The following is a 21,019-nucleotide window of genomic DNA, read 5'->3' as shown; positions in this document are numbered from 1 at the left end:
TCCGCTAAACCAGCCCTGAACCGGAACCAGCGGAGACCGCAGACATGGCGCAGTATGACACGATTTTCAAGAACGCGACCGTGGTCAATCATGACGGCGAGGGTTTTGCCGACATTGCGGTCAAGGGCGGGAAGATCGTGGCGCTGGGGGCCGTTTCTGGCGATGCGGCAGAGATTGTGGACTGCAAGGGGCTGCATATTCTGCCCGGTGTGATCGATACGCAGGTGCATTTTCGCGAGCCGGGGCTGACGCATAAGGAAGATCTGGAGAGCGGTTCGCTCGGCGCGGTCATGGGTGGGGTGACGGGCGTGTTCGAAATGCCCAATACCAATCCGCTGACAACGAGCCGCGAGACGTTCGAGGCCAAGATCGCGGCGGGTACGAACCGTATGCATTGTGATTTTGCCTTCTATATCGGCGGGACGCACGAGAATGTCGGCGAACTCGGCATGCTCGAAAAGCTGCCGGGCTGTGCCGGTGTGAAAGTGTTCATGGGGTCTTCAACGGGCTCGCTGCTGGTGCAGGACGATGCCGGGGTTGAGGCCATTTTGCGCGCGATTTCGCGGCGCGCGGCCTTCCACTCGGAAGACGAATATATGCTCGAGGAGCGTAAGCACCTGCGCGTGCCGGGCGATCCGTCGAGCCATCCGGTGTGGCGCTCGCCCGAGGTGGCGATGAGCTGCACGACGCGGCTGGTCAATCTGGCGCGGAAAACCGGCAAGCGTATCCATGTGCTGCATATCTCGACCAAGGAAGAGATGGTTTATCTGGCCGAGCATAAGGATGTGGCTTCGGTAGAAGTGACGCCGCACCATCTAACGCTGGACGAGACGGCCTACACGCGGCTTGGGACCTATGCGCAGATGAACCCGCCGGTGCGCGACAAGGCGCATCGGGAGGGCATCTGGAAGGGCGTCGCCAATGGCGTGGCCGATATTTTGGGGTCCGATCATGCGCCGCATACGCGCGAGGAAAAGGACCATGAATATCCCGCCAGCCATTCAGGGATGACGGGCGTGCAGACGCTGGTGCCGACCATGCTCGATCATGTGAATGCGGGAAAACTGAGCTTGCAGCGCTTTGTCGATATGACCAGCCATGGACCGAACCGGTTGTTTGGCATTGCCGGCAAGGGGCGGATTGCGGTGGGCTATGATGCCGACCTGACGATTGTGGATATGAAGCGGCGCGAGACGATCACCAATGAGTGGATCAAGAGCCGCGCGGGGTGGACGCCTTATGATGGGGTTGAGGTGACGGGCTGGCCGGTCGGCACGGTGGTGCGCGGGCACAAGGTGATGTGGCAGGGTGAATTGACGGCGCCGAGCAAGGGGCAGCCGATGCGGTTTTTAGAGTCGCTGCCCGCTCTGGGGTAGGTCCTCTCACAGGTTGTCACCCCGGCGAAGGCCGGGGCCCATCCTGAGATGAAGCGGTTTCCCTACACTGGCGCGGCTCCCGTTCGGCGGGAGATGGGCCCCGGCCTTCGCCGGGGTGACATCGAGTGGGGGTGGCGAGAGGCGCGCCCCAACTGTGAGGGGGGCCTTCGTCCGCCCCCGCGTTCCGCGCATGACTGATTCATCAAAGACGCGCTTTCATTTAGTAAGTGGACGTATTATATGCCCGCTTATTAAATTTGGGCCCGCCCGATGAAAAGCATGGAGACAGCGCCGATCTTTTATCTGATCCACGAGGTTGGGAAGGCTTTTCGCCGCCAGCTCGAGGAGCAGACGCGCGGCCATGATCTGACGCTGCCGCAATGGCGGATCATCACCAAGCTCGGGCGCGAGGACGGCATGTCGCAGGTGGCGCTGGCCGCGGCGATCGATACCGATCCGATGACCCTGAGCGCGATTTTGAAGCGGCTTTCGGACCGCAAGCTGGTGCGCCGCAAACCCGACCCGCAGGACGGACGCGCCAAGATCGTGACGCTGACCGCCGAGGGGCTGGCGCTTTACCAGATGGTCGAGAGCCTCGGGGTGGAACTCTACAAGACCGCCATCGCCGGCATGGAGCCGACGGCGACGAAGGCCCTGATCGAGGGTCTTGCACAAATTCGAGACAATCTTGCCGGCGGCGACGCCGAAACGAAGGACGAAGTCTGATGAACGCCCATGCTCCCGAACCCAAGGCTGGTGAGGTGACCCCAGTCGATGCCGCCGTGACCGCAGCGGAGCCGGCAAAGAAGAAGCGCCGCTCCGGCCGTCTCTTGCTGATGGTCAGCGTGCCGGTGCTGCTCGTTGCTGCGGGCGGCTATTTCTACCTGACCGGTGGCCGGTTCGAAGAGACCGACAATGCCTATGTGCAGCAGGCCAAGGTGGCGATTTCGGCCGATGTGGCCGGTCGCATCACCGCGGTCAATGTCAGCGAGAACATGGAAGTCCATGCCGGCGACCCGATCTTCGCCATCGATGCCGAACCCTATGAAATCGCGCTCGAACAGGCCAATGCGGCTCTGGGCACGGCGCGGGTCAATGTCGAGCAATTGAAAGTGGCCTATGCCACGGCCGAACGGGCGCTGAAGGCGGCGAACGATGTGCTCGCCATCCAGCAGTCGACCTTTGACCGGCAGGACAGCCTGGTCAAGCAGGGCATTGCTTCGACGGCAACGCTGGATACCCCCAAACTCTCATTGCAGCAGGCCGACAATGCCGTATCGACGGCGCAGCAGCAGGTGAACAATGCGGCGGCGGCGCTCGGCGGCAAGGCCGATATTGCAACGGACGATCATCCGGCGGTGAAGACGGCGCTGGCGCAGGTGAGCCTGGCCGAGCGCAATCTGGCCAAGACCCAGGTGGTGGCGGTGACCGATGGCGTGATCAGCCAGGTGGCGAGCCTCAATGTCGGCCAGTTCGTTGCCGCGGGCACGACCATTGCGAGCCTCGTTGAAACACGGTCGAGCTGGGTGGAGGCCAATTTCAAGGAAACCCAGCTTTCCGGCATTCACGTCGGCATGCATGCCGAGGTGATGGTCGACGCTATTCCCGGCCACGCCATTGAAGGCACGGTGACCAGCATCGGCGCCGCGACCGGCTCGGAATTTTCGCTGATCCCGGCCCAGAACGCCACCGGCAACTGGGTGAAGGTGACCCAGCGCATACCCGTGCGCGTCGATTTTGATGGGGACGTATCGGCCGAACTGCTGCGCTCGGGCATGTCGGCGCTGGTCAGCGTCGATACGGGCGCCAATACGCTTGAGCGCATGACCGGTTCTGCCAAGCCGCTCTGATGTGATGGGCCCAAGGGCCCGTCCGCCTTTTCCCTCAGGAGGCCAGCATGGCCGAAACGCTTTCCCAGCCCGCGCTTGTCGTCAAGAACAAGGGCATGCTCACTCTCGCGCTGATGCTCGGCACCATTATGCAGGTGCTCGACACCACCATCGCCAATGTGGCGCTGCCCCATATGTCTGCCTCGCTTGGCGCGTCGCAGAATGAAATCACCTGGGTTCTGACCTCCTATATCGTGGCGGCGGCTATCGCGACGCCCATGACCGGCTGGATGAGCGACCGGCTGGGGCAGCGGCGGCTGTTTCTGTTCGCGGTCATCGGGTTCACCGTGGCCTCGGCGCTCTGCGGTATTGCCTCGAGCCTGCCCGAAATGGTGCTGTTTCGCGTGATGCAGGGCGTGTGCGGCGCCATGATCGCGCCGCTGGCGCAGACGGTGCTGCTCAACATCAATCCCAAGGAACGCATCGGCCAGGCCATGGCCATTTATGGCATGGGCATCATGGTCGCCCCGATCATCGGGCCCTCGCTCGGCGGCTGGCTGACCGAGAGCTTTGACTGGCGCTGGGTGTTTTTGGTCAATGTGCCGGTGGGCGTGCTCTGCGTCGCCATGCTGGTGCTGTTCATGCCCCAGACCGAAGTCAAAAACCGGCGCTTCGATTTCTTCGGTTTTGGCATGCTGGCGCTCGGTGTCGGCGCGCTGCAATTGATGCTCGATCGCGGGGCAGAGAATGACTGGTTCCATTCGGTCGAAACCTGGATCGAGCTGGGGATCGTCATTGCCGGGCTCTGGGTATTCCTTGTGCACTCGCTGACGGCCAAGCAGCCCTTCGTCGACCTCAAAATGTTTAGGGATTTCAACTTTTCGCTCGGCTCGGTGCTGATGGGTGTGATGGGGATCACGCTGTTTTCGGGTCTCGCGCTACTGCCGCCGATGTTGCAGAACCTGATGGGCTATTCTGTGATTTTCACCGGCCTGCTTATGGCGCCGCGCGGGGCGGCGACGCTGGTTTCGATGATGATCGTGGGGCGGACGAGCGGCAAGGTCGATCCACGCATCATGATGCTGATCGGGGCAGTGCTGATGAGCTATTCGCTCTGGCAGATGACCAGTTTTAGCCCGGATATGGACTATTGGCCCGTTATCATCACCGGGGCACTGCAGGGCTTTGGCATGGGCTTTTTGTTCGTGCCGCTCTCGACCATGGCTTTTGCGACCATTGCGCCGGCGATGCGGGCCGACGCCACCGCCATGTTCGCGCTGGTGCGCAATATGGGGCAGGGGATCGGCATTTCGCTGGTCTCGGTGGTGCTGGCCAATATGATGCAGGTGAACCATGCCGAACTGGCCGAGCGGCTGACGGTCGATTCCATGGCAGTGCAGACGCAGATGCCGGGGCTGATTGCGGGGAGTGGGCAGATCATCGCCATGGTCAACGGGCTCGTGCAGAAACAGGCGGCGATGCTCGCCTATCTCGACGATTTCTGGCTGATGCTGCTGTTGAGCCTGGCGTCCATTCCGCTGATCCTCTTGCTGCGCGGACCCAAGAAGGACAAGAACGCGCCGGCAAAGACCAAGGAAGAGCTGGCGATCGAACGCGCTCACGCCATGGGCGAATAGGGCGGGACGAGGTTACTGGAGGATGCGCTCGAGATTGTATTCGCCGGTGCGGATACGGTCGGGCAGCTGCGCGATAAGCTCGGCAGTCGCTTCATCGCCATGCATGCGCACGAAAGTGGCAAGGGCGGCAAAGAGCGAAGCGTGGGCCAAAGCGGCGGTTTCGAGCCCATCTTCCTCGGCTTCGTTCCAGGCCTCGGCCAGGTATTCGAGCGCGATCTGACGCTCGGCCTGGCCCTGTTCGAACGGACCCTGGCCAGAGGCGGGCGAGAAGATTGACTTGGTGGTGCTCATACCTGATCCCGTAGCACGCACCCCATCCATTGGCGCGGCAGAAGTAAGCCGAAGGTTAACGGGAGGTAGGCAATTGCAGCTTTTTCCCGCTCCGCCTATTCGGCAAAGCGCGTATGGATGGTGCGGGCAAGCTGCTGGGCTTCAAAGAGCAGGCGGCTGAGGGCCTCGCGCGAGGCCGGCGTGCAATTGCGGTGGAGGCGCGAGAAGCCGGTATAGCCCGAGTTGAAGGCGCCGGCGAGGCGCTGGCGGCGGTCTTCGTCGGGCTCGTCGAGGGCGATCAACTCGGACATTTGCGCGCGCCAATCCTCAGTGCCGGTTTTGCACAGGGGCTGGAGGTAATAGAGCGAGCCCATGACCTCGGCGAGGCGTTCCATCTGGCGCTGATAGGGCGGGTCGATGGCGAGAGCGGGGGTAGAAAGGGAGAGGGCGAGGAGGAGGGGGAGGAGCAGTTTCTTGAGAACTGCTGGTGCCGACACCCCCTCCCATCCTCCCCCATCAAGGGGGAGGTGCCGATCGAGTGTGTGACTGCATGCCGCCTCTTGCACCGGCCAGACACCTCCCCCTTGAGGGGGGAGGAGGGAGGGGGTGGGGCCGCAAGCTCGATCATTCGGAAGCAAGGTAATCATCCCGGCCATCTACCAGCTTTGGCCCAGGGTTTTAAAACACTCTTTGATCACGTCATCGAGGCGGGACGTGGTGCGGAGCGCGATCAGCATGCCCGGATCGGCCCATTTGTGGTCGAGGATTTCGTTGGAGGGTTTCACCGTGCCCACATAGTCCGTGGTGGTGAAGACGGCGAGGCGATAGGTGCCGTCGCGGCCGAGGGACTGGGTCATGACGTGGCGCGGATTGCGGACGGTGAGGCCAAGCTCTTCCTGCACCTCGCGAATGGCGCATTGCTCGATGGTTTCGGTCGGCTCCATGCGGCCGCCCGGAAAGGTCCAGAGGTTCTGGTAGGGCGCAAAGGCGCGCTTGATCAGAAGGATTTTGCCGTGGCGTACGATGCCGACACTGGCGGCGTTTGGTTGGTCGGTCATGGCCGGAGCTGGTTTGCGATTCGGAACTTCTGGCACTACTTGTACCCTCAAACCGTTTCTAATCCTCCGTGTCATTCCCGCGAAAGCGGGGGCGCGATCGAGCGAGAGAAAATATGTGCGGACGCTATGCGGTGACCTTGCCGCCCGAAATGATGGCGCAGCTCTTTCAACTGCTGAACACGCTGCCGATGATGCCGCGCTATAATGTGGCGCCGACCCAGCCGGTGGCCGCCATCTGGGAAGAGGGCGGACGGCGGGAGGGGCATTTTGCGCGCTGGGGTCTGGTGCCGCGCTGGGTGAAAGACCCGCGCGAATTTCCACTGCTGATCAATGCACGGGCCGAAAGCATGCGCGAGAAACCGGCCTTTCGCGATGCGCTGAAGCATGGACGCTGCGTGGTGCCGGCGAGTGGGTACTATGAATGGCACACGGGGCCCGACAAGAAGAAGCGGCCTTATTATATCACCCGCGCCGACGGTGAGCCCATGGCGCTGGCCGGGCTTTATGCGACCTGGAGCGGGCCGGAGGGTGAAGAGGTCGACAGCGTTGCGACCATTACCGTGCCGGCCAATCGGCAGCTTTCGGTGGTGCATGACCGGATGCCGGCGATCCTTATGGGGCGCCAGCAGATCGACGATTGGCTCAATGTCCGCGAGGTGCGGGCCGAGGACGCAGCGCAGATGGCGCTGCCGCTCGAGGATGGGATTTTGAAGTTTCATCCGGTGTCCACAAGGGTCAATTCGGCGCGGGATGATGATCCTGGGCTGATCGTGGAAGTGACTGAGGAGAAGCCGGAGCCGGTGGTGGTGAAGGCGAAGAAGGTTGTCGGCGGTGGTGGGCAGATGGATTTGTTTTAGCTTTGACATCCCCCTCATCCGGCCCTTCGGGCCACCTTCTCCCCGAGGGGGAGAAGAATAAGAGGTGGGCACCATTCCTCTCCCGCTTGGGGAGAGGGTGGATCGGGCGAAGCCCGAGACGGGTGAGGGGCCTACATGATCTCAAAATACCCCAGCGCGTCGCCCATGGCTTCTTCTTCCCAGCCGAGGTGGGAGAGGAGCACGCGTTCGAGCGTGTGATAGATTTCGCGCGCGTCGTGGAAGCGGGTTTCGCTTGGTTCCCTGGCAAGGGCATTGAGCGCATCGACGAGGCGTTCGAGCAGTTCGTGGACGACGACATGCTCGGCGGTCAACCGGTCGGCGATGGCTTTGAAGGCGGGGCCTTGCTGGGCGAGCACGGGGAAGAGGTGATGATCCTCGATCGTGTGATGGGTATTCACGATGCCGCAGTGCTGGCCGCAGAGATTACCAAAACGCCGGTAATTGGCGACCATCGCCATATTGTCCGTCTCGGCGGCGATGTCGGCGAGGGTGGCCTGGCGGGCATTGGCGCGCTCGATGAGTTTTCCGAGGGTGACCATATTGTCGCGCAGGTGATCGTGGATCATGCGCAGATGCTGGCCGGGCGCGCGCTGGGCCTCGGTGAGGTTTTCGAGAACCGGAACGGGTGGACGCGTGGTGTCGTCGAGGAAGTTGATATTGAGGAGCATGGGGGAGAGATGGGGCAGGCGTCTTGGCCCTACAAGAAGGCACATTCGGGTGACCGGCTTGCATGAGCCTTGGAGCAGGACTACATTAGCTAAGCTTAGCTAAGGAAGGTCGGGCGATGACCACAGTCAATATGCTTGAGGCGAAGACACAGCTCTCAAAACTTGTCGAAGCTGTCGAAAGCGGCGCGGAGGCTGAGATCATCATTGCACGCAATGGTAAGCCTGCAGCTCGGATCGTGCCGATTGCCGAGAAGCGGCTGGAACCAAGGCGGCTGGGATTGGCCGAGGGCAAATACGATCCTATCGACTGGGACGAGTGGGATCGGACGAGCGTCGAGATCGCCAAAATCATGCAGGAGGGCGACATCTTCCCGCCGGGTAAAGGCGACGACGATGCGTCTTCTTCTTGATACCCATGTAGCGATCTGGAGCATCGTCGGCCCAAACCGCATTCCGGGGAGCGTGCAGGATTTAATCACCGATCCAGCCAACGAGGTTTTCGTCTCGGTAGTGGTGCTTTGGGAAATCGCCATCAAGTCCTCACTCGGACGCGGTGACAGGATGCCAATCACGGCTGAATTCGCGCGCAAGGATTTCGAGCAGGCCGCGTTCGCGCTACTACCTGTGCTAGCGGAACATGCAATTGCAGTCAGCGGCCTGCCGCATTTGCATGGTGATCCCTTTGATCGCCTGATGCTCGCCCAGGCGCGGGTGGAGGGGCTTCGGCTGGTCACCGTGGATCGCGTGCTGCAGCGCTACGACGACACCATCATCGGTTGGTGATCCCCCGCCATTCGAGCGTAGCTCTCATGGCCTTCTCGCCTCATATCGCTCCACCGGAGCAATATGCCTTTCAGGACGGCTCGAAGCCCAGCATCTTTCCCGGATTGAGAATCCCATTGGGATCGAGCGCGGTCTTGATGGCGCGCATCATCTCCAGCGCCACGGGGTCTTTTACCTGTTTCAGCAGGTCCGTTTTCAGCTGCCCGATGCCGTGTTCTGCTGAGACGGAGCCGCCGAGTTTGAGGACAACTTCATAAATGACCTCGTGGAGGGCCTCGTCATATTGGGCCATGAAGGCCTTGGAATCAGCGCCGGCGGGTTGGGAAAAATTGAAGTGAATGTTGCCGTCGCCCATGTGGCCGAAGGGAACGGGGCGGATGCCGGGGGAGAGGCGTTGGGCGGCGGCTGAGCCGAGGGCGATGAGGGCGGGGACGGCGGCGATGGGCACGGAGACGTCGTGCTTGATCGAAGCGCCTTCCTTGGATTGGCACTCGCTCATTTGCTCGCGAAAGGCCCACATGCGGGTGCGGTCGGCGAGGGATTCGGCGATGACGGCGTCGGAAATCAGGGATTTTTCGAAGGTCGCTTCGAGGGCGGACTGGAGGGCGCCGGGTGGCGTGCCGGGCATGCGGGTAACCTCGATCAGCGCATACCAGGAGGAGGGGCTGGCGGTGGGGTCGGCGTCGAGCATGCCGTGGCGCAGCTGGAAATCGAGGCCGATATGAGGGATCAGCTCGAAGGCATTGAGGCGGCTGCCGAGGCGCTGGCGCATCAGTTGGAAAACGTCCAATGCGGCTTCGGGCGAGGCGACGTTGACGAGGGCGGTTTCGTGGTCTTCCGGCAGCGGGAAGATTTTGAGGGTTGCGGCGGTGATGATGCCCAGCGTGCCTTCGGCGCCGACGAGCAGGTCCTTGAGGTCGTAGCCGGTATTATCTTTCTTCAGCGCATTGAGGCCCCGGTAGAGGCGGCCATCGGCGAGAACGGCTTCGACCCCCATGGTGAGTTCGCGGGCATTGCCATAGGTGAGCACGTTGACGCCGCCGGCATTGGACGAGAGGACGCCGCCGATGCGGGCCGAGCCTTGCGAGGCGAGCCAGAGTGGAAACATGGCGCCCTGGGCTTCGGCGGCCTTGTGGGCGTTTTCAAGGATAACGCCGGCTTCGGCGGTCATGACGCCGGCGGCGGTATCGACGGAGCGAATGCGGTCTAGGCGGGCGAGGCTGACGATGACTTCGGTGCCATAGAGGGGAACCTGCGCGCCGACGAGGCCGGTATTGCCGCCCTGGGGGATGATGCCGACACGGTTTTCATTGGCCCAGCGGACGACGGCTTGCAGGGCTTCGACACTGGGCGGCGTGACGACGGCGGCGGCGGTCTTGTGGAAGCGTTTGCGCGGTTCGTTGAGCCAGGCGCCCATCCTGGCCGTGTCGCTGATGACGGCATCGGCGCCAACGAGGGTTTTAAGAGCGGCGGCGATTTCGGCGGATGAGAGCGGCATGGGAACCTCGAAAAGGCAGGTGACACACCTCTGCCACAAGGCGCCTGAGGACTCCAGACCAAGGCTGGCCGCATAGCGGCTTTCCGCTGCTGCCCTCTGGTATGTCGGGCGAAATTGGTTAGGGTGGCGGCGTCTCTTTCTTCTAGCTGAAGGTCGCGCCGCGCTGGCGCGTTTATGCACATGACTGCCCACGATTGGCCGGACTTTTACTTCGCTCGCCACGGCGAAACCGACTGGAACCGCGAACAGCGCTATCAGGGCAGCAAGGATATTCCGCTCAACCGCAAGGGGCAGAGGCAGGCGGACGCCAATGGCGTGCTGCTGCGCGAAATGCTGGAGCGCGATGGGGTCGATCCCGCCTCGCTCAACTGGTTTGCCTCCCCGCTGAGCCGGGCTTCGGAGACCATGGACCGCATGCGGGCGGCGTTCGCGGTGGAATTGCCGCCGGTGATCCACGACAAGCGGCTGATCGAGATTTCGTTCGGCGCTTTCGAGGGGCGGTTGCATGCCGAAATCGCGCGCGAACAGGCCGCCTTTGCGCCGGGCGAGCGCGACGAGAGCTATTGGCATTTTCGCCCAGAGGATGGCGAGAACTATGACGACGTGGCGGTTCGGCTGCTCGATTTTGCGCGGGAATTGACCCACCACGCGGTGGTCGTCGCCCATGGGGGCGTCTTGCGGGTGCTCTGGCACCTGGTGGAAGGCACATCGCGCAAGGAAGTAATGAACTGGCCGCCTCCGCAGGGTGTCATTGCCCATTTCGCCGGCGGACGGATGACGCTTTATCCGGCGGAAAACACCTGGGATGTCGAGGTCGATTGACCTGATGCCTTCCCGTCCCTAGAACCGCTGGCAACAAGGGGCAGGTCATGTCTTTCAATACGTTCGGGCAGCTTTTCCGTTTCACCACCTGGGGCGAAAGCCATGGGCCGGCTTTGGGCGTGGTGGTCGATGGCTGCCCGCCGGGCATCACGCTGACCCCGGAAATCATCCAGCGCGATCTTGATCGGCGGAAGCCCGGCCAGAGCAAATATACGACGCAGCGGCGCGAGGCGGACGAGGTGAAAATCCTCTCGGGCGTGTTCGAGGACGAGCGCACCGATGGGCCGCGCACGACGGGGACGCCGATTTCGCTGGTGATCGAGAATACCGACCAGCGCTCCAAGGACTATTCGGAAATCCGCGACAAGTATCGTCCGGGCCATGCCGATTTCACCTATGACCAGAAATATGGCATTCGCGACTATCGCGGCGGCGGGCGCACTTCGGCGCGCGAAACGGCGGCGCGGGTTGCGGCGGGCGCCGTGGCGCGGCAGGTGCTGGCTGGGGTGACCATTCGTGCCAGCCTGGTGCAGGTCGGGCCGCACAAGATCGATTATAACAATTTCGATTGGGATCAGGTGGGCGAAAACCCGTTCTTTTGCGCCGATCCCAAGGCGGCAGCGTTTTGGGCCGACTATCTCGATGGCATCCGCAAGGACGGCAATTCGGTGGGTGCGGTCATCGAGGTCGTGGCCGAGGGCGTGCCGGCGGGCTGGGGTGCGCCGGTCTATGGCAAGCTGAGTGCGGATCTCGCCTCAGCCATGATGAGCATCAATGCGGTGAAGGCCGTGGAAATTGGCGATGGCTTTGGGGCGGCGGCGCTGACGGGGGTCGAAAACGCCGATCAGATGCGGGCGGGGGCCGATCAGCCGTATTTTCTGTCCAACCATGCTGGCGGGATTTTGGGCGGCATTTCCAATGGCGACCCGATTGTCTGCCGCTTTGCGGTGAAGCCGACATCCTCGATCATCACGCCGCGCCAGACGGTGACGGTGGGGAACGAGGACGTCGATATCATCACCAAGGGGCGGCATGATCCGTGTGTCGGTATTCGCGCTGTGCCGGTGGGCGAGGCGATGATGGCGCTGGTGCTGGCAGATCATATGCTGCGGCATCGTGGACAGACGGGGCGCGAAGGCGCGGTTGGGTTTCAGCGGAACTGACACCTCTGCGAAGTTCTCCTCCCCGTAAGGGAGAAGGTGCCCCAATTCGGTTGGGAGGAGGTATTATGTCCCCTCCTACAAGCCCCTCTGCGGAGGAGAGAATACCCCTCACCCTGATTTTCTGCTGAACGCAGAAAATCTGTCCCTCTCCCTCAAGGGGCGAGGGAAGGCTCGGCGTCTACGCCAAACCCAATCGCATTCCGAAAATTCTGCGGCTGACTTTTAGTGCGCCGCGTTCTTCGAGGTATTCGACATGCGCCTGCATGGTCATTCTTGCGGCCATGCGGATTTTTGGGGGCTGGGTCGGGTAGATCGCCTTGACCACAGCGCCGAGGGTTTTCGCGCCGTTGCCGACGGCGGCGAGGAGCTGGTCGTTGCGCATCTGGCGGTGGGCTTTGAGCGCCTCCGCATGAGCTGGGCCGTCGGCGATGGGGCCGCCATGGGCGGGGTGGTAGTGCCGGTAGGGGAGGGCGATGACTTTTTCGAGCGAGGCGAAATAATCCGCCATCGAGCCGTCGGGGACGGCGACGAGGGTGGAATTCCAGCCCATGACATGGTCGCCCGAGAGCAGGATATCGGTTTCAGGCAGGCCGAAGGCCAGGTGATTGGCGCAGTGGCCGGGGGTGGTGTGGACCGTGATGGTCAAGTCGCCGGCTTCAATTGTCTCGCCATCGTGCAGGGTGCGGTCGGGGATGAGATCCCAGTCGCAGGAGCGCTTGATGGGGTTGCGTTCGAACGGGCGGAGGGGGCGCGAGAGGCGATGTTGGCCGCCGAACCAGAGGGGGACGCCGTAGCGTTGGGCGAGACCAGCCGCAGAGTCGCTGTGGTCGCGATGGGTGTGGGTGAGGAGGACGGCGGTCACGGGGCGGCCGGCGATAGCGCGGTGGAGCGATTCGAGATGGGTGGCATCTTCGGGGCCCGGATCGACAAGCGCCACCTTGTCCACGCCGATGAGAAAACTATTGGTGCCGGTAAAGGTGTAGGGCGAGGCATTGGACGCGGTTATGCGGGCGAGGCCGGGGGCGAGGTCCACGCGGGCGCCGATGGCGGGGCGAAAGCTGGTATCGAATGCGAGGGGGGAAAGCGGAACCATTGCGCCAACAAAAATGACAGATTAGAACATGTCGATCGAACACGGCGCGCCCAAGGGCGCAACCGTGGCTTCTGCAAGAAAGGTATGAAATGGCCGTCACTTTGACCACGCCCAATACGTTGCTCGGCGCCTTCCAGCCCAAGTCCGATGCAGCAAAGCTCGCGACCAACCTCGCGACCGTGGTGCTCGGCACTCTGGTGATCACGATTGCTGCCAAGATCAACGTGCCGGTCTGGCCGGTTCCGGTGACCTTGCAGAGCCTTGCCATTGCCGCTCTTGCCGCTGCCTTCGGCGCGCGCATCGGCGTCGCTACCGTCGCTCTCTACCTGGCGCAGGGCGCCATGGGCCTGCCGGTTTTCGCCGCTGGCGGTGGCCTGCCCTATCTCATGGGACCGACCGGCGGTTTCCTTCTCGGTTTCCTCTTCATGGCCGGGATCATCGGCTTTGCCGCCGATCGCGGCGCTTCGGCCAAGCCGCTGACGCTGTTCGGCGCCATGCTGGTTGGCGAAGCGGTGCTGCTGGCGCTGGGCTTTGCCTGGCTGCTGCTGCTTTCGGGCCAGGCACAGTGGGTCGACCAGACCAATGTCGTCGCTTCGGCATGGGCCGGCGCCGTGCAGCCGTTCCTCATCTGGGACGTGCTGAAGATGGCTCTGGCTGCGCTGACCGTGACCGGCGTCTGGAGCCTGATGGGCCGCAAGCGCTAAGCGCTCTCGATATTTGGAATTTGGGGGCTGGCCTAAGGGCCGGCCCTTTTTGTTTCAGGGCCCGAGGCGCTTGAGAAAGGCCAGTGCGGCGCGCTCGTCTTCATCGAGACCGTCGATGGGGCGAAGGCGCGGCGCCAGCTTCAGCGCGCCGGCCTGCCAGTTTTCAAAGACCGCGGGGTGGATATAGCTCTGGCGGCAGACGGCGCGGGTATTGCCCAGCCGATTGGCGACGACATCGACAATGCCGGTCAGCACCTTGGTCTTTGCGGTCTTGCTTTCGGGCACCGGTTGGCCGGCGAGGAGGCCATACGCCCGCACCGTACCGGCCCAGGTGCGAAAATGCTTGGAGCTGAAATCGGGCCCGGCATGCTCGGCGATGTAATCGTTGATGTCGCGCGAGGTGATGGTGCGATAGCCGGTCTCGTCCTCATATTGAAAGAGGTGCTGGCCGGGCAGGTCCTGCAAGGATTTGACGATGCGCGACATGCGCCGGTCGACCAGTTGCAGGTTCCATTCCTTGCCCGATTTGCCCTTGAAGCGGAATTTGAGGGTCTGGCCGGAAATGGCGACGTGGCGATTGCGCAGCGTCGTCAGACCAAAGCTCTTGTTGTCGCGCGCATAGGTCGGGTTGCCGATGCGGATGAGGCTATTGTCGAGGAGCCAGACGACGGAGGCGGCGACGCGATCAAGGCCCATGCTCCGCCGCCGTAGATCGGCCTCGACCTGTTGGCGGAGGCTCGGCAGTTTTTGCGCAAAGGGCACGAGATTGTCGAATTTGGTATTGGCGCGCGAGGCGGTCCAATCGGCGTGGTAGCGATATTGCTTGCGGCCGCGCTCGTCGCGTCCTGTGGCCTGGATATGGCCCTGTGGGTCGGCGCAGATCCAAACGTCAGTCCAGGCTGGCGGGATGACGAGGGCCTCGATCTGTTTCCGGCGCTCGGGGGAGGGCGCCTGGCCTTTGTCGTCGATATAGGAAAAGCCCTTGCCGCGCCGCTGACGGTGCCAGCCGCTATCGGCATCGGAGGAATAGTGGAGCCCCGGCGCCTCGCTGATCTCGTCGGCCCGCATACGATCCCAAATCACATTCTGGCGCAGCATTCCGGCCTCCAATCGCGTGTGCCTGCAATGCGGGCGGGGGCAGGGTGGTTCCGGCGTGGCGGTCAGTGCGGCGGGAACAAATGCCTGTCCGCGCGCTTGTTGCTGCAAAAGCGAGGATGACATGACGACATATCGAACGCTCGCCATTGGCGAAGACGCCGCGGATGCGGTGACGGTAGGCATAGAGCGGGATGCCGAGGGCAAGATCGTGGCGGCGGTCTGGTGGCCTTCTCGCGGCGACGTCGATGCCGACGAAGTGGCTTACCCCTCGGCTGCCGAAGCACTTGCGGCAGCGGAAGCAGCCAAAACCCTGCATGGATTTTCCGAGGTGGCGATCATGCTACAGAGCGACGAGTTGTGGCAGGCGCAATGGGGCGAACTGGCGCCGAAGCCCAATCAACTCACCGACGAGGAATCCTTTGAGTTGGCGCGGGCGACGGAAGCGAGCCGGGATGCCTGAAGATGACACCCCGGGAGGAGATCGGCTTACCTGACGAAGGTATCCCGGTCGCGCGCAGGGATCGGCGCCTCGCGCTGAAGGTTTTGACAGAGCGTGCGAATATTGGTGCCGAGCAGGTCGCCGAAGTCCTTGTCGTCGCGTCCAAGCCCGGTGATCTCTGCATTGAGCGCATCGATGGTTCGGTCGAGCGCTTGCCCAAGAATTCTCTTGCGGCCGGCCGCAGAGGCAAAGCCAAGATCGATCATGAATTGGTCGAGGGCCGGGCCATCGAGTTTGTCGAGTGCGGTCGCGGCGCCAAGGAAGTAGGCGAATTCATCGGTGGTTCGCCTGTCGAGCATGGTGGGCATGACGTCGTAGCGCGGCGTCGTCATCAGCCGGCCGCCCGGCAGGTGGAACAGGCCAAAGTTCTTGGCGTGCCCATCCACATTGCCGATGAGGATATCGAATAGAGTGATGCTGAGAAATTTCAGGCGTTCGCCGGCGGGATCGGTCGTTCGATCGAGGATATCGCGCACGGCTGCTGCATGAAAGCCATTGGCGCCGCGCTCGGGACGCTGGTATTTCAGCCGGGCCGGAAGCCCGAGGGCCTGCGCGAAGTCTTCCTGATGAACGCGCGTGACGCTGCCATTCTGCGTCCGGCGATCAAAGCGCTCGACGAGCAAAGCGGGAATTCCCGAGACGTCCAGGAGCTCAGTCTTCGCCGTTTCAAATCCGAAGCCCGCTGACAAGGTCATGGCAACGTGTTCGCGCGCTGCGTCGCGCTCATGCCTTTCCTGCGGCACTTTCAGGATATGGGTCGTCGGTGCGCCGTTTTGGGGCTCGGCAAGCCGCCCATCGGGCAGGCGCGTGACGGCGATCTTGCTTTGCACGCCGGCAAGCGGGGAGGGGTCGACAAGCTCTTGCGGCAGGGGTTGCCGCCTATAGAGGGCCTCTAGGATGTCGGCGAGTTCCTGGTCGCTATAGGCGCGATAATCGCGGTCGAGGCGGCCCGGCATCTTGGTTGCGGGGGCGCCCTCGGGCAGGACCGAAACGGCGCCGGCGCAATCTTTGCCGAGGTGGAAGAGGATGCCGGCGATGTCGTCATTGGCGAGGCGATATCTGGCGATAATGTCGGCACGAGCCGTATCGCGCTCCTGGAGCAGGTTGTCGAAAAAGGCGCGGGTGGCGAAGTCGTCGAAGGGGTTCGTGCCCAGCGGCAGCGAGAGGGAGAGTGCTACAGGGGCATTTTGCTCGAGGTAGGCGCTCTCATAGGCAAAGCTGACGGCGCCCTTGTCGTCGGAGGACAGGTGGCCGATCGGGGCGTCAAAGCCATCAAGGCGCACGTCGAGTTTCATCATCGGACCCTAAGCTCGACATCGATGCCGAGGGCGGTGAGCACTTGAAGCACCTTGCCGATCTCGGCCGTTGCCTTACCGCCTTCGAGTTCGGACAAGAACCTGCGGCCCACGCCGGCGATATCGGCGAGGTCCTGCTGCGAGTAGTGCCTGGCTTTGCGGGTATGGGTGACGAGCGCTCCGAGGTCAGGGAGCGTTCTGGCAGTGAGATGCACCTTGCCGGTTATTCCGGTGGAGACCTGTGGTGGGGCGCTCGTCGGCATATGGAGGTCCTGTAGTTCCCGAGCGGGAGCATTATCACGTCTCGACGGCCTTTTCAATCTTTTGCTCCCGAGCGGGAGCGTAGAGGCGAATTTGGTGGATTTGATCCCGAACGGGGGCGATGTCGGCATGAAAAAGCCCGACCTCGCGAGAGGCCGGGCTTGATTGGTCGGAGTAGAGTGATTCGAACACTCGACCCCCTGCTCCCGAAGCAGGTGCGCTACCAGGCTGCGCTATACTCCGTCAGGGATGTCGCTCGGGATGCTCTGGCGGACCAGGGCGATGCGCGACGAGCGGCGTTATAGCTGGCGGGGCCGGTGGGTTCAAGCGCTTCGCGCAAGCTTTTGTGCGTTATGATCAGCGGTGTGAAAAACTCCGGAAAATCATGCCGCCAAGTCAGGTCAGCGCTTTCTGCCGGGTCTCGGTATCGACGAACGTGGCGGCCAGAGCGCCGAGGACGAGAAGGCCGGCGAAAAGGCCGATGGCAAGCGTGAAATTCTGCACGAAGACCAGGGTCATGACCGAAGGGGCGAAGAGACCGCCGAGGCGCGCCATGGCGCCGGCGGCGCCCATGCCGGTGGCGCGGGAGACGGTGGGATAGAGTTCGGGCGTGAAGGCATAGAGCGCGCCCCAGGTGCCGAGAAGCGCAAAGCTCATCAGGAGAATGGCGGCGCCGACGACATAGGTGTCGCTGGCAAGGAGAAAGAGGATACAGCCGGCGGCGCTGAGGAAGAGGAAGCTGACGAGGGTCGGCTTGCGGCCCACCGCTTCGACGCCCCAGGCGGCAAGGGCATAGCCGGGGATTTGCGCAAAAGCGACGAGGACGAGGAAGCCATAGCCGCGCACATAGCCAAAGCCATCCTGGGCGAGGCGCGCCGGCAGCCAGGTGAAGATGCCATAATAGGAAATCGACACCAGGAACCAGACCAGCAGAATGGAAATGGTGCGGCGGCGGAGAGCCGGGGTGAAAATACCCTCCATGGGTTCGGCCGCAGGCGGCGCGATGACGGCATCGGACGGCAGCGCGGCCTTGCCGTTGGTCACGAGAATGGTGTTGAGGACCGCCTTGAGCTCGTCCGGGCGATTGCGGCGCTGCAAATAGAGCGGGGATTCCGGGACCCAGAGGCGCAGCCAGATGCCGATCAGGGCCGGCAGGGCGGTGACCGCGAAAATCCAGCGCCAGGCGTCGGTCGTGACATAAAGGCTGGCCGTCCAGGCGGCGAGGGCGACGGCCACGGTGCCGACGGCCCAAAACCCTTCGAGAATGACGAGCCAGCGGCCGCGGTTCCTAGCGGGCAGGAACTCGGCCATCATTGCATAGTCGACCGGCAAGGTGCCGCCGACGGCAATGCCGGTGAGAAAGCGCAGCGCGAAGAGCACAAAGAGATTGGGCGCAAACACCGAGAGGAGGCCGAAGACGGCATCGCAGGCAACGGTGATCAGCAGCACGCGGCGGCGGCCGAAGCGGTCGGCGAGGCGCCCGAAAAGACTGGCGCCGATCAGCATGCCGAGGAAGAACAGCGTGCCGATCTGCAGGGCTTCGGGCACGGAAATGCCGAAGCTCGTTGCAATGGAAGCGCTGGTAAAGCCGACGGCCAGAACCTGCATGGCATCGGCCGCCCAGACGAGCCCGAAAATGCCGAGCAGCCGCCGCTGGAAACGGCCGGCGCCGGCCTCGTCCAAAACCTGGTCAACCGAATAGGCCATATTGGTGCTCCCGCTTTTTCGGGGTGTACAACCATGCATTCACGTAGGATAGCCCAAGGGCCGCGATATCGGTTCGGCAAGTCGCATATTTGCCAGGAAGACGCGATCCCTGCCGCTCGGTTTCCCGCGATAAAGGCCGTTGACAATCGGCATTGTCCGGTCAAAATTTGATCGTCTGGTCAAATTTATTGGCCGAAGGGAACGTGGGGACGGGACTATGGAATTCGGCATTACCTTCAAGGGGTTCATCGAGGCGGACCGGGCGCGCTATCTGGTGCGGGCGGCCGAGTATGCGGGCTTCGATTATTGCTGGTTCTATGACTCGCACATTCTCTGGCGCGATTGTTATGCCGCGATTGCCATGTGCATGGAGCACACGAGCAAACTGCGCTTCGGGCCGCTGGTGACCAATCCTGATGTGCGCGACTGGTCGGTGGCGGCGTCTATTTTTGGCTCGCTTTCCAAGCAGAGCGGCGGGCGGTTTGATCTGGCGGTGGGGCGCGGCGATAGCTCCATGCGCGTCATGGGCAAGAAGCCGGCGACGCTGGCGCGGGTGGCCGAGTTTATCGACAAGACCAAGGCCATGGTGCGTGGCGAGGAAGTTTCCTATGGCGAAATCCCCGCGCCGGTGAAATTTCCCTGGGCCGTGGGCCACGAAATGCCGAGCTGGATTGCCGCCTATGGTCCCCTGGCGCTGAAGACGGCGGGCGAGAGCGCCGATGGGGTGGTGTTGCAGATTGCCGATCCCGGGCTTTGCAAATGGTTCACCGACCAGTGCATCGAGGCAGGCACGGCGGCGGGCAAGGATATGTCCAATTATCGCTCGATGGCGGCGGCACCGGCCTATTTTGGCGACCGCAAGCGGGCGATCGAGAAGGTAAAATGGTTCCCGGCCATGGTGGGCAATCACGTGGCTGATATCGTGGAAAAATACGGCTCGGAGAGCGGCAAGGTTCCGCAGAGCCTGACGAGCTATATCGAAAAGCGCCGGGGCTATGATTATTCAAAGCACGGGCAGGCGGATAATCCGTTCCTCGATTTCATCACCGACGATGTGGTGGAGAGTTTCTGCGTTTTGGGCGAGCCGGACGAGCATGTGGCCAAGGTCCGCGAGCTTGAAGCGGCGGGCGTGACACAGTTCAATATCTATCTCGATAGTGGCGATGAGGAAGAGATCATTGCCGGGTACGGGCGGCATGTCATTCCGGCGTTTCGGTAGGGGGTAGGACCCCCACCTAGCCTCCCCCTGGTAGGGGGAGGGATCTGCCGGTGGTTTACGGACGTCGCGGCAAACTCGATATGTTCCTCCCCCTAAGAGGGGGAGGCTAGGTGGGGGTGGTGGCCTTGGCACCTACTCTGGAGGACCAAAAAAATGCGCTTTGGGTATAAGGCTTCGGCGGAGCAGTTTGGGCCGAACAAGTTGCTGCAATTTGCCGTGGAGGCGGAAGGCGCGGGGTTTGATTCCGTTTTTATCAGCGATCATTTTCAGCCGTGGAAACATACGGATGGACATGCGCCCTTTGCGCCGGCCTGGATGGCGGCGGCATTGGCGCGGACGGAAAAGATCGTGCTCGGGACTTCGGTGCTGACGCCGACGTTCCGACTGCATCCGTCGGTGGTGGCGCATGCTTTTGGGACGCTGGGGGCGATGTTTCCGGGGCGCGTCATTCTCGGCGTCGGGACGGGCGAGGGGCTGAATGAAGTGCCGGCGACGGGCATCGAATGGCCCGAGTTGAAGGAGCGTTCGGCGCGGTTGCGCGAGGCGATCAAATTGATCCGGCAGCTCTGGAGCGAGGATCGGGTGAGCTTCGAGGGACAGTATTATAAGACGGTCAATGCGACCATCTATGACAAGCCCGAGGACATGGTGCCGATCTATATTGCGGCAGGCGGGCCGCTGAATGCGAAATTTGCCGGGCGCGAGGGCGATGGGTTCATCTGTACCTCGGGCAAGGGGGCGTCGCTCTATGTCGATGAATTGTTGCCCAACGTCGCGATAGGCCGGCAGGAATCGGCGCGGTCGGGAAAACCGTTCGAGCGGATGATCGAGGTGAAGGTGTCGTTCGATACCGATGCGGAGCGGGCGCTGAACGATACGCGGAACTGGGCGGCGCTGTCGCTGTCGGCGGAAGAAAAACACTCGGTGCAGGATGCCGGGGAGATGGAAAAGCTGGCGGACGCGCTGCCGATCGAGCGGGTGGCAAAGCGCTGGATCGTGTCGAGCGATCCCGAGGAGCACGTGGCCGCGATCAAGACCTATATGGATTATGGGTTCGATCATCTGGTGTTTCATGCGCCGGGCACGGACCAGAGCCGGTTCCTGGCGCTCTATGCCAAGGAAATTCTGCCGCGCCTCAAGGCGCTGGGCTAACGGAGAGCA

Annotated in this window: 23 protein-coding genes and 1 tRNA gene; 13 read left to right on the top strand and 11 right to left on the bottom strand. The window is 62.5% G+C overall.

The annotated features are described in order from the left end of the window. Positions 1-44: 44 nt before the first annotated feature. From ASD83_RS08140 to ASD83_RS08125, 4 genes are all read left to right on the top strand, one after another. Positions 45-1,376 carry a dihydroorotase gene (locus tag ASD83_RS08140; RefSeq protein WP_056309539.1) on the top strand — a complete coding sequence of 444 codons (1,332 nt, stop codon included), beginning with the start codon at positions 45-47 and terminating at the stop codon, positions 1,374-1,376. Positions 1,377-1,655: 279 nt separating this feature from the next. Continuing rightward, positions 1,656-2,102, top strand: a complete 447-nt coding sequence (locus ASD83_RS08135) for a MarR family winged helix-turn-helix transcriptional regulator (RefSeq protein ID WP_162249137.1) — start codon at positions 1,656-1,658, stop codon at positions 2,100-2,102. Continuing rightward, entirely contained in the window at positions 2,102-3,226 is a 1,125-nt protein-coding gene (locus ASD83_RS08130; RefSeq protein WP_056309535.1) for an HlyD family secretion protein, read from the top strand. Before ASD83_RS08135 ends, ASD83_RS08130 begins: the two co-directional genes overlap by 1 nt. Positions 3,227-3,273: 47 nt before the next feature. After that, entirely contained in the window at positions 3,274-4,842 is a 1,569-nt protein-coding gene (locus ASD83_RS08125) for a DHA2 family efflux MFS transporter permease subunit (protein ID WP_056309534.1), read from the top strand. A 12-nt stretch (positions 4,843-4,854) separates the two neighbouring features. On the opposite strand, the gene ASD83_RS08120 is transcribed toward ASD83_RS08125, so the two are convergent. The 3 genes from ASD83_RS08120 to ASD83_RS08110 form a co-directional block, all read right to left on the bottom strand. Further along, positions 4,855-5,133: a hypothetical protein gene (locus tag ASD83_RS08120; protein WP_056309532.1), complete on the bottom strand. Its 279-nt coding sequence runs from the start codon at positions 5,131-5,133 to the stop codon at positions 4,855-4,857. Between the two features lie 95 nt (positions 5,134-5,228). Next, positions 5,229-5,609: a TIGR02301 family protein gene (locus ASD83_RS08115; RefSeq protein WP_056309531.1), complete on the bottom strand. Its 381-nt coding sequence runs from the start codon at positions 5,607-5,609 to the stop codon at positions 5,229-5,231. Between the two features lie 159 nt (positions 5,610-5,768). After that, positions 5,769-6,170, bottom strand: coding sequence for an NUDIX hydrolase (locus ASD83_RS08110; RefSeq protein WP_056309529.1), 402 nt, complete (start codon positions 6,168-6,170; stop codon positions 5,769-5,771). A gap of 113 nt (positions 6,171-6,283) precedes the next feature. On the opposite strand from ASD83_RS08110, the gene ASD83_RS08105 reads away from it, so the two are divergent. Continuing rightward, positions 6,284-7,027: an SOS response-associated peptidase gene (locus tag ASD83_RS08105; protein ID WP_082561017.1), complete on the top strand. Its 744-nt coding sequence runs from the start codon at positions 6,284-6,286 to the stop codon at positions 7,025-7,027. Between the two features lie 131 nt (positions 7,028-7,158). Here the strand turns inward: ASD83_RS08105 and ASD83_RS08100 are convergent, their stop codons facing one another. Next, the gene (locus tag ASD83_RS08100; protein WP_082561016.1) at positions 7,159-7,761 is read right to left on the bottom strand and encodes a hemerythrin domain-containing protein; all 603 of its coding nucleotides are present in this window, start codon (positions 7,759-7,761) and stop codon (positions 7,159-7,161) included. A 71-nt stretch (positions 7,762-7,832) separates the two neighbouring features. Here ASD83_RS08100 and ASD83_RS08095 point away from each other — a divergent pair, with 71 nt between their 5' ends. Further along, positions 7,833-8,126 (top strand): type II toxin-antitoxin system Phd/YefM family antitoxin, encoded by a 294-nt coding sequence (locus ASD83_RS08095; protein WP_056309525.1) that lies wholly within the window; start codon positions 7,833-7,835, stop codon positions 8,124-8,126. Then, positions 8,110-8,499 (top strand): type II toxin-antitoxin system VapC family toxin, encoded by a 390-nt coding sequence (locus ASD83_RS08090; RefSeq protein ID WP_056309523.1) that lies wholly within the window; start codon positions 8,110-8,112, stop codon positions 8,497-8,499. Before ASD83_RS08095 ends, ASD83_RS08090 begins: the two co-directional genes overlap by 17 nt. Positions 8,500-8,569: 70 nt before the next feature. Here ASD83_RS08090 and ASD83_RS08085 read toward each other — a convergent pair whose 3' ends face one another. After that, positions 8,570-9,997: an FAD-binding oxidoreductase gene (locus ASD83_RS08085; RefSeq protein WP_056309521.1), complete on the bottom strand. Its 1,428-nt coding sequence runs from the start codon at positions 9,995-9,997 to the stop codon at positions 8,570-8,572. A gap of 180 nt (positions 9,998-10,177) precedes the next feature. On the opposite strand from ASD83_RS08085, the gene ASD83_RS08080 reads away from it, so the two are divergent. Continuing rightward, positions 10,178-10,819, top strand: a complete 642-nt coding sequence (locus ASD83_RS08080; RefSeq protein WP_162249136.1) for a histidine phosphatase family protein — start codon at positions 10,178-10,180, stop codon at positions 10,817-10,819. Positions 10,820-10,866: 47 nt separating this feature from the next. Beyond that, a complete protein-coding gene (gene aroC, locus ASD83_RS08075; protein ID WP_056309518.1) occupies positions 10,867-11,982 on the top strand; it encodes a chorismate synthase in 1,116 nt (371 codons plus the stop codon). Between the two features lie 178 nt (positions 11,983-12,160). Here aroC and ASD83_RS08070 read toward each other — a convergent pair whose 3' ends face one another. Next, on the bottom strand, positions 12,161-13,075 hold the full coding sequence (locus ASD83_RS08070) for an MBL fold metallo-hydrolase (RefSeq protein ID WP_056309516.1): 915 nt from the start codon (positions 13,073-13,075) through the stop codon (positions 12,161-12,163). Between the two features lie 89 nt (positions 13,076-13,164). Here ASD83_RS08070 and ASD83_RS08065 point away from each other — a divergent pair, with 89 nt between their 5' ends. Next, entirely contained in the window at positions 13,165-13,779 is a 615-nt protein-coding gene (locus ASD83_RS08065; protein ID WP_056309514.1) for a biotin transporter BioY, read from the top strand. A gap of 54 nt (positions 13,780-13,833) precedes the next feature. Here the strand turns inward: ASD83_RS08065 and ASD83_RS08060 are convergent, their stop codons facing one another. After that, the gene (locus ASD83_RS08060; RefSeq protein WP_244489120.1) at positions 13,834-14,877 is read right to left on the bottom strand and encodes a DNA topoisomerase IB; all 1,044 of its coding nucleotides are present in this window, start codon (positions 14,875-14,877) and stop codon (positions 13,834-13,836) included. A 121-nt stretch (positions 14,878-14,998) separates the two neighbouring features. Here ASD83_RS08060 and ASD83_RS08055 point away from each other — a divergent pair, with 121 nt between their 5' ends. Further along, positions 14,999-15,337, top strand: coding sequence for a hypothetical protein (locus tag ASD83_RS08055; protein WP_056309512.1), 339 nt, complete (start codon positions 14,999-15,001; stop codon positions 15,335-15,337). A 26-nt stretch (positions 15,338-15,363) separates the two neighbouring features. Here the strand turns inward: ASD83_RS08055 and ASD83_RS08050 are convergent, their stop codons facing one another. The 4 genes from ASD83_RS08050 to ASD83_RS08035 all read right to left on the bottom strand — a co-directional run bounded on the left by ASD83_RS08050 (position 15,364) and on the right by ASD83_RS08035 (position 18,639). After that, positions 15,364-16,674 carry a HipA domain-containing protein gene (locus ASD83_RS08050; RefSeq protein WP_082561015.1) on the bottom strand — a complete coding sequence of 437 codons (1,311 nt, stop codon included), beginning with the start codon at positions 16,672-16,674 and terminating at the stop codon, positions 15,364-15,366. Further along, a complete protein-coding gene (locus ASD83_RS08045) occupies positions 16,671-16,934 on the bottom strand; it encodes a helix-turn-helix transcriptional regulator (RefSeq protein ID WP_082561071.1) in 264 nt (87 codons plus the stop codon). Before ASD83_RS08045 ends, ASD83_RS08050 begins: the two co-directional genes overlap by 4 nt. Before the next feature lie 164 nt (positions 16,935-17,098). Beyond that, positions 17,099-17,175, bottom strand: a tRNA-Pro gene (locus ASD83_RS08040). Positions 17,176-17,328: 153 nt separating this feature from the next. Then, entirely contained in the window at positions 17,329-18,639 is a 1,311-nt protein-coding gene (locus tag ASD83_RS08035) for an MFS transporter (protein WP_056309510.1), read from the bottom strand. Positions 18,640-18,856: 217 nt separating this feature from the next. Between ASD83_RS08035 and ASD83_RS08030 the strand changes: the two genes are divergently transcribed. Together ASD83_RS08030 and fgd are read left to right on the top strand one after the other, a co-directional pair. Further along, positions 18,857-19,858: a TIGR03842 family LLM class F420-dependent oxidoreductase gene (locus tag ASD83_RS08030; protein WP_056309508.1), complete on the top strand. Its 1,002-nt coding sequence runs from the start codon at positions 18,857-18,859 to the stop codon at positions 19,856-19,858. A gap of 153 nt (positions 19,859-20,011) precedes the next feature. Then, positions 20,012-21,010, top strand: a complete 999-nt coding sequence (gene fgd / locus ASD83_RS08025) for a glucose-6-phosphate dehydrogenase (coenzyme-F420) (RefSeq protein WP_056309506.1) — start codon at positions 20,012-20,014, stop codon at positions 21,008-21,010. Positions 21,011-21,019 lie beyond the last annotated feature (9 nt).

This window comes from Devosia sp. Root685 (assembly GCF_001427875.1).
GTDB lineage: Bacteria > Pseudomonadota > Alphaproteobacteria > Rhizobiales > Devosiaceae > Devosia.
The sequence above is the reverse complement of the archived record's forward strand: the minus strand, read 5'-3'. Positions and strand labels throughout refer to the sequence as shown.

What these genes read in the sequence shown, in the direction of transcription:
- ASD83_RS08140 (WP_056309539.1), top strand. Translation starts at nt 45, where the DNA reads ATGGCGCAGTATGACACGATTTTCAAGAACGCGACCGTGGTCAATCAT.
- ASD83_RS08135 (WP_162249137.1), top strand. Translation starts at nt 1,656, where the DNA reads ATGGAGACAGCGCCGATCTTTTATCTGATCCACGAGGTTGGGAAGGCT.
- ASD83_RS08130 (WP_056309535.1), top strand. Translation starts at nt 2,102, where the DNA reads ATGAACGCCCATGCTCCCGAACCCAAGGCTGGTGAGGTGACCCCAGTC.
- ASD83_RS08125 (WP_056309534.1), top strand. Translation starts at nt 3,274, where the DNA reads ATGGCCGAAACGCTTTCCCAGCCCGCGCTTGTCGTCAAGAACAAGGGC.
- ASD83_RS08120 (WP_056309532.1), bottom strand. Translation starts at nt 5,133, where the DNA reads ATGAGCACCACCAAGTCAATCTTCTCGCCCGCCTCTGGCCAGGGTCCG.
- ASD83_RS08110 (WP_056309529.1), bottom strand. Translation starts at nt 6,170, where the DNA reads ATGACCGACCAACCAAACGCCGCCAGTGTCGGCATCGTACGCCACGGC.
- ASD83_RS08105 (WP_082561017.1), top strand. Translation starts at nt 6,284, where the DNA reads ATGTGCGGACGCTATGCGGTGACCTTGCCGCCCGAAATGATGGCGCAG.
- ASD83_RS08100 (WP_082561016.1), bottom strand. Translation starts at nt 7,761, where the DNA reads ATGTGCCTTCTTGTAGGGCCAAGACGCCTGCCCCATCTCTCCCCCATG.
- ASD83_RS08095 (WP_056309525.1), top strand. Translation starts at nt 7,833, where the DNA reads ATGACCACAGTCAATATGCTTGAGGCGAAGACACAGCTCTCAAAACTT.
- ASD83_RS08090 (WP_056309523.1), top strand. Translation starts at nt 8,110, where the DNA reads ATGCGTCTTCTTCTTGATACCCATGTAGCGATCTGGAGCATCGTCGGC.
- ASD83_RS08085 (WP_056309521.1), bottom strand. Translation starts at nt 9,997, where the DNA reads ATGCCGCTCTCATCCGCCGAAATCGCCGCCGCTCTTAAAACCCTCGTT.
- ASD83_RS08080 (WP_162249136.1), top strand. Translation starts at nt 10,178, where the DNA reads ATGACTGCCCACGATTGGCCGGACTTTTACTTCGCTCGCCACGGCGAA.
- aroC (WP_056309518.1), top strand. Translation starts at nt 10,867, where the DNA reads ATGTCTTTCAATACGTTCGGGCAGCTTTTCCGTTTCACCACCTGGGGC.
- ASD83_RS08070 (WP_056309516.1), bottom strand. Translation starts at nt 13,075, where the DNA reads ATGGTTCCGCTTTCCCCCCTCGCATTCGATACCAGCTTTCGCCCCGCC.
- ASD83_RS08065 (WP_056309514.1), top strand. Translation starts at nt 13,165, where the DNA reads ATGGCCGTCACTTTGACCACGCCCAATACGTTGCTCGGCGCCTTCCAG.
- ASD83_RS08060 (WP_244489120.1), bottom strand. Translation starts at nt 14,877, where the DNA reads ATGCTGCGCCAGAATGTGATTTGGGATCGTATGCGGGCCGACGAGATC.
- ASD83_RS08055 (WP_056309512.1), top strand. Translation starts at nt 14,999, where the DNA reads ATGACGACATATCGAACGCTCGCCATTGGCGAAGACGCCGCGGATGCG.
- ASD83_RS08050 (WP_082561015.1), bottom strand. Translation starts at nt 16,674, where the DNA reads ATGATGAAACTCGACGTGCGCCTTGATGGCTTTGACGCCCCGATCGGC.
- ASD83_RS08045 (WP_082561071.1), bottom strand. Translation starts at nt 16,934, where the DNA reads ATGCCGACGAGCGCCCCACCACAGGTCTCCACCGGAATAACCGGCAAG.
- ASD83_RS08035 (WP_056309510.1), bottom strand. Translation starts at nt 18,639, where the DNA reads ATGGCCTATTCGGTTGACCAGGTTTTGGACGAGGCCGGCGCCGGCCGT.
- ASD83_RS08030 (WP_056309508.1), top strand. Translation starts at nt 18,857, where the DNA reads ATGGAATTCGGCATTACCTTCAAGGGGTTCATCGAGGCGGACCGGGCG.
- fgd (WP_056309506.1), top strand. Translation starts at nt 20,012, where the DNA reads ATGCGCTTTGGGTATAAGGCTTCGGCGGAGCAGTTTGGGCCGAACAAG.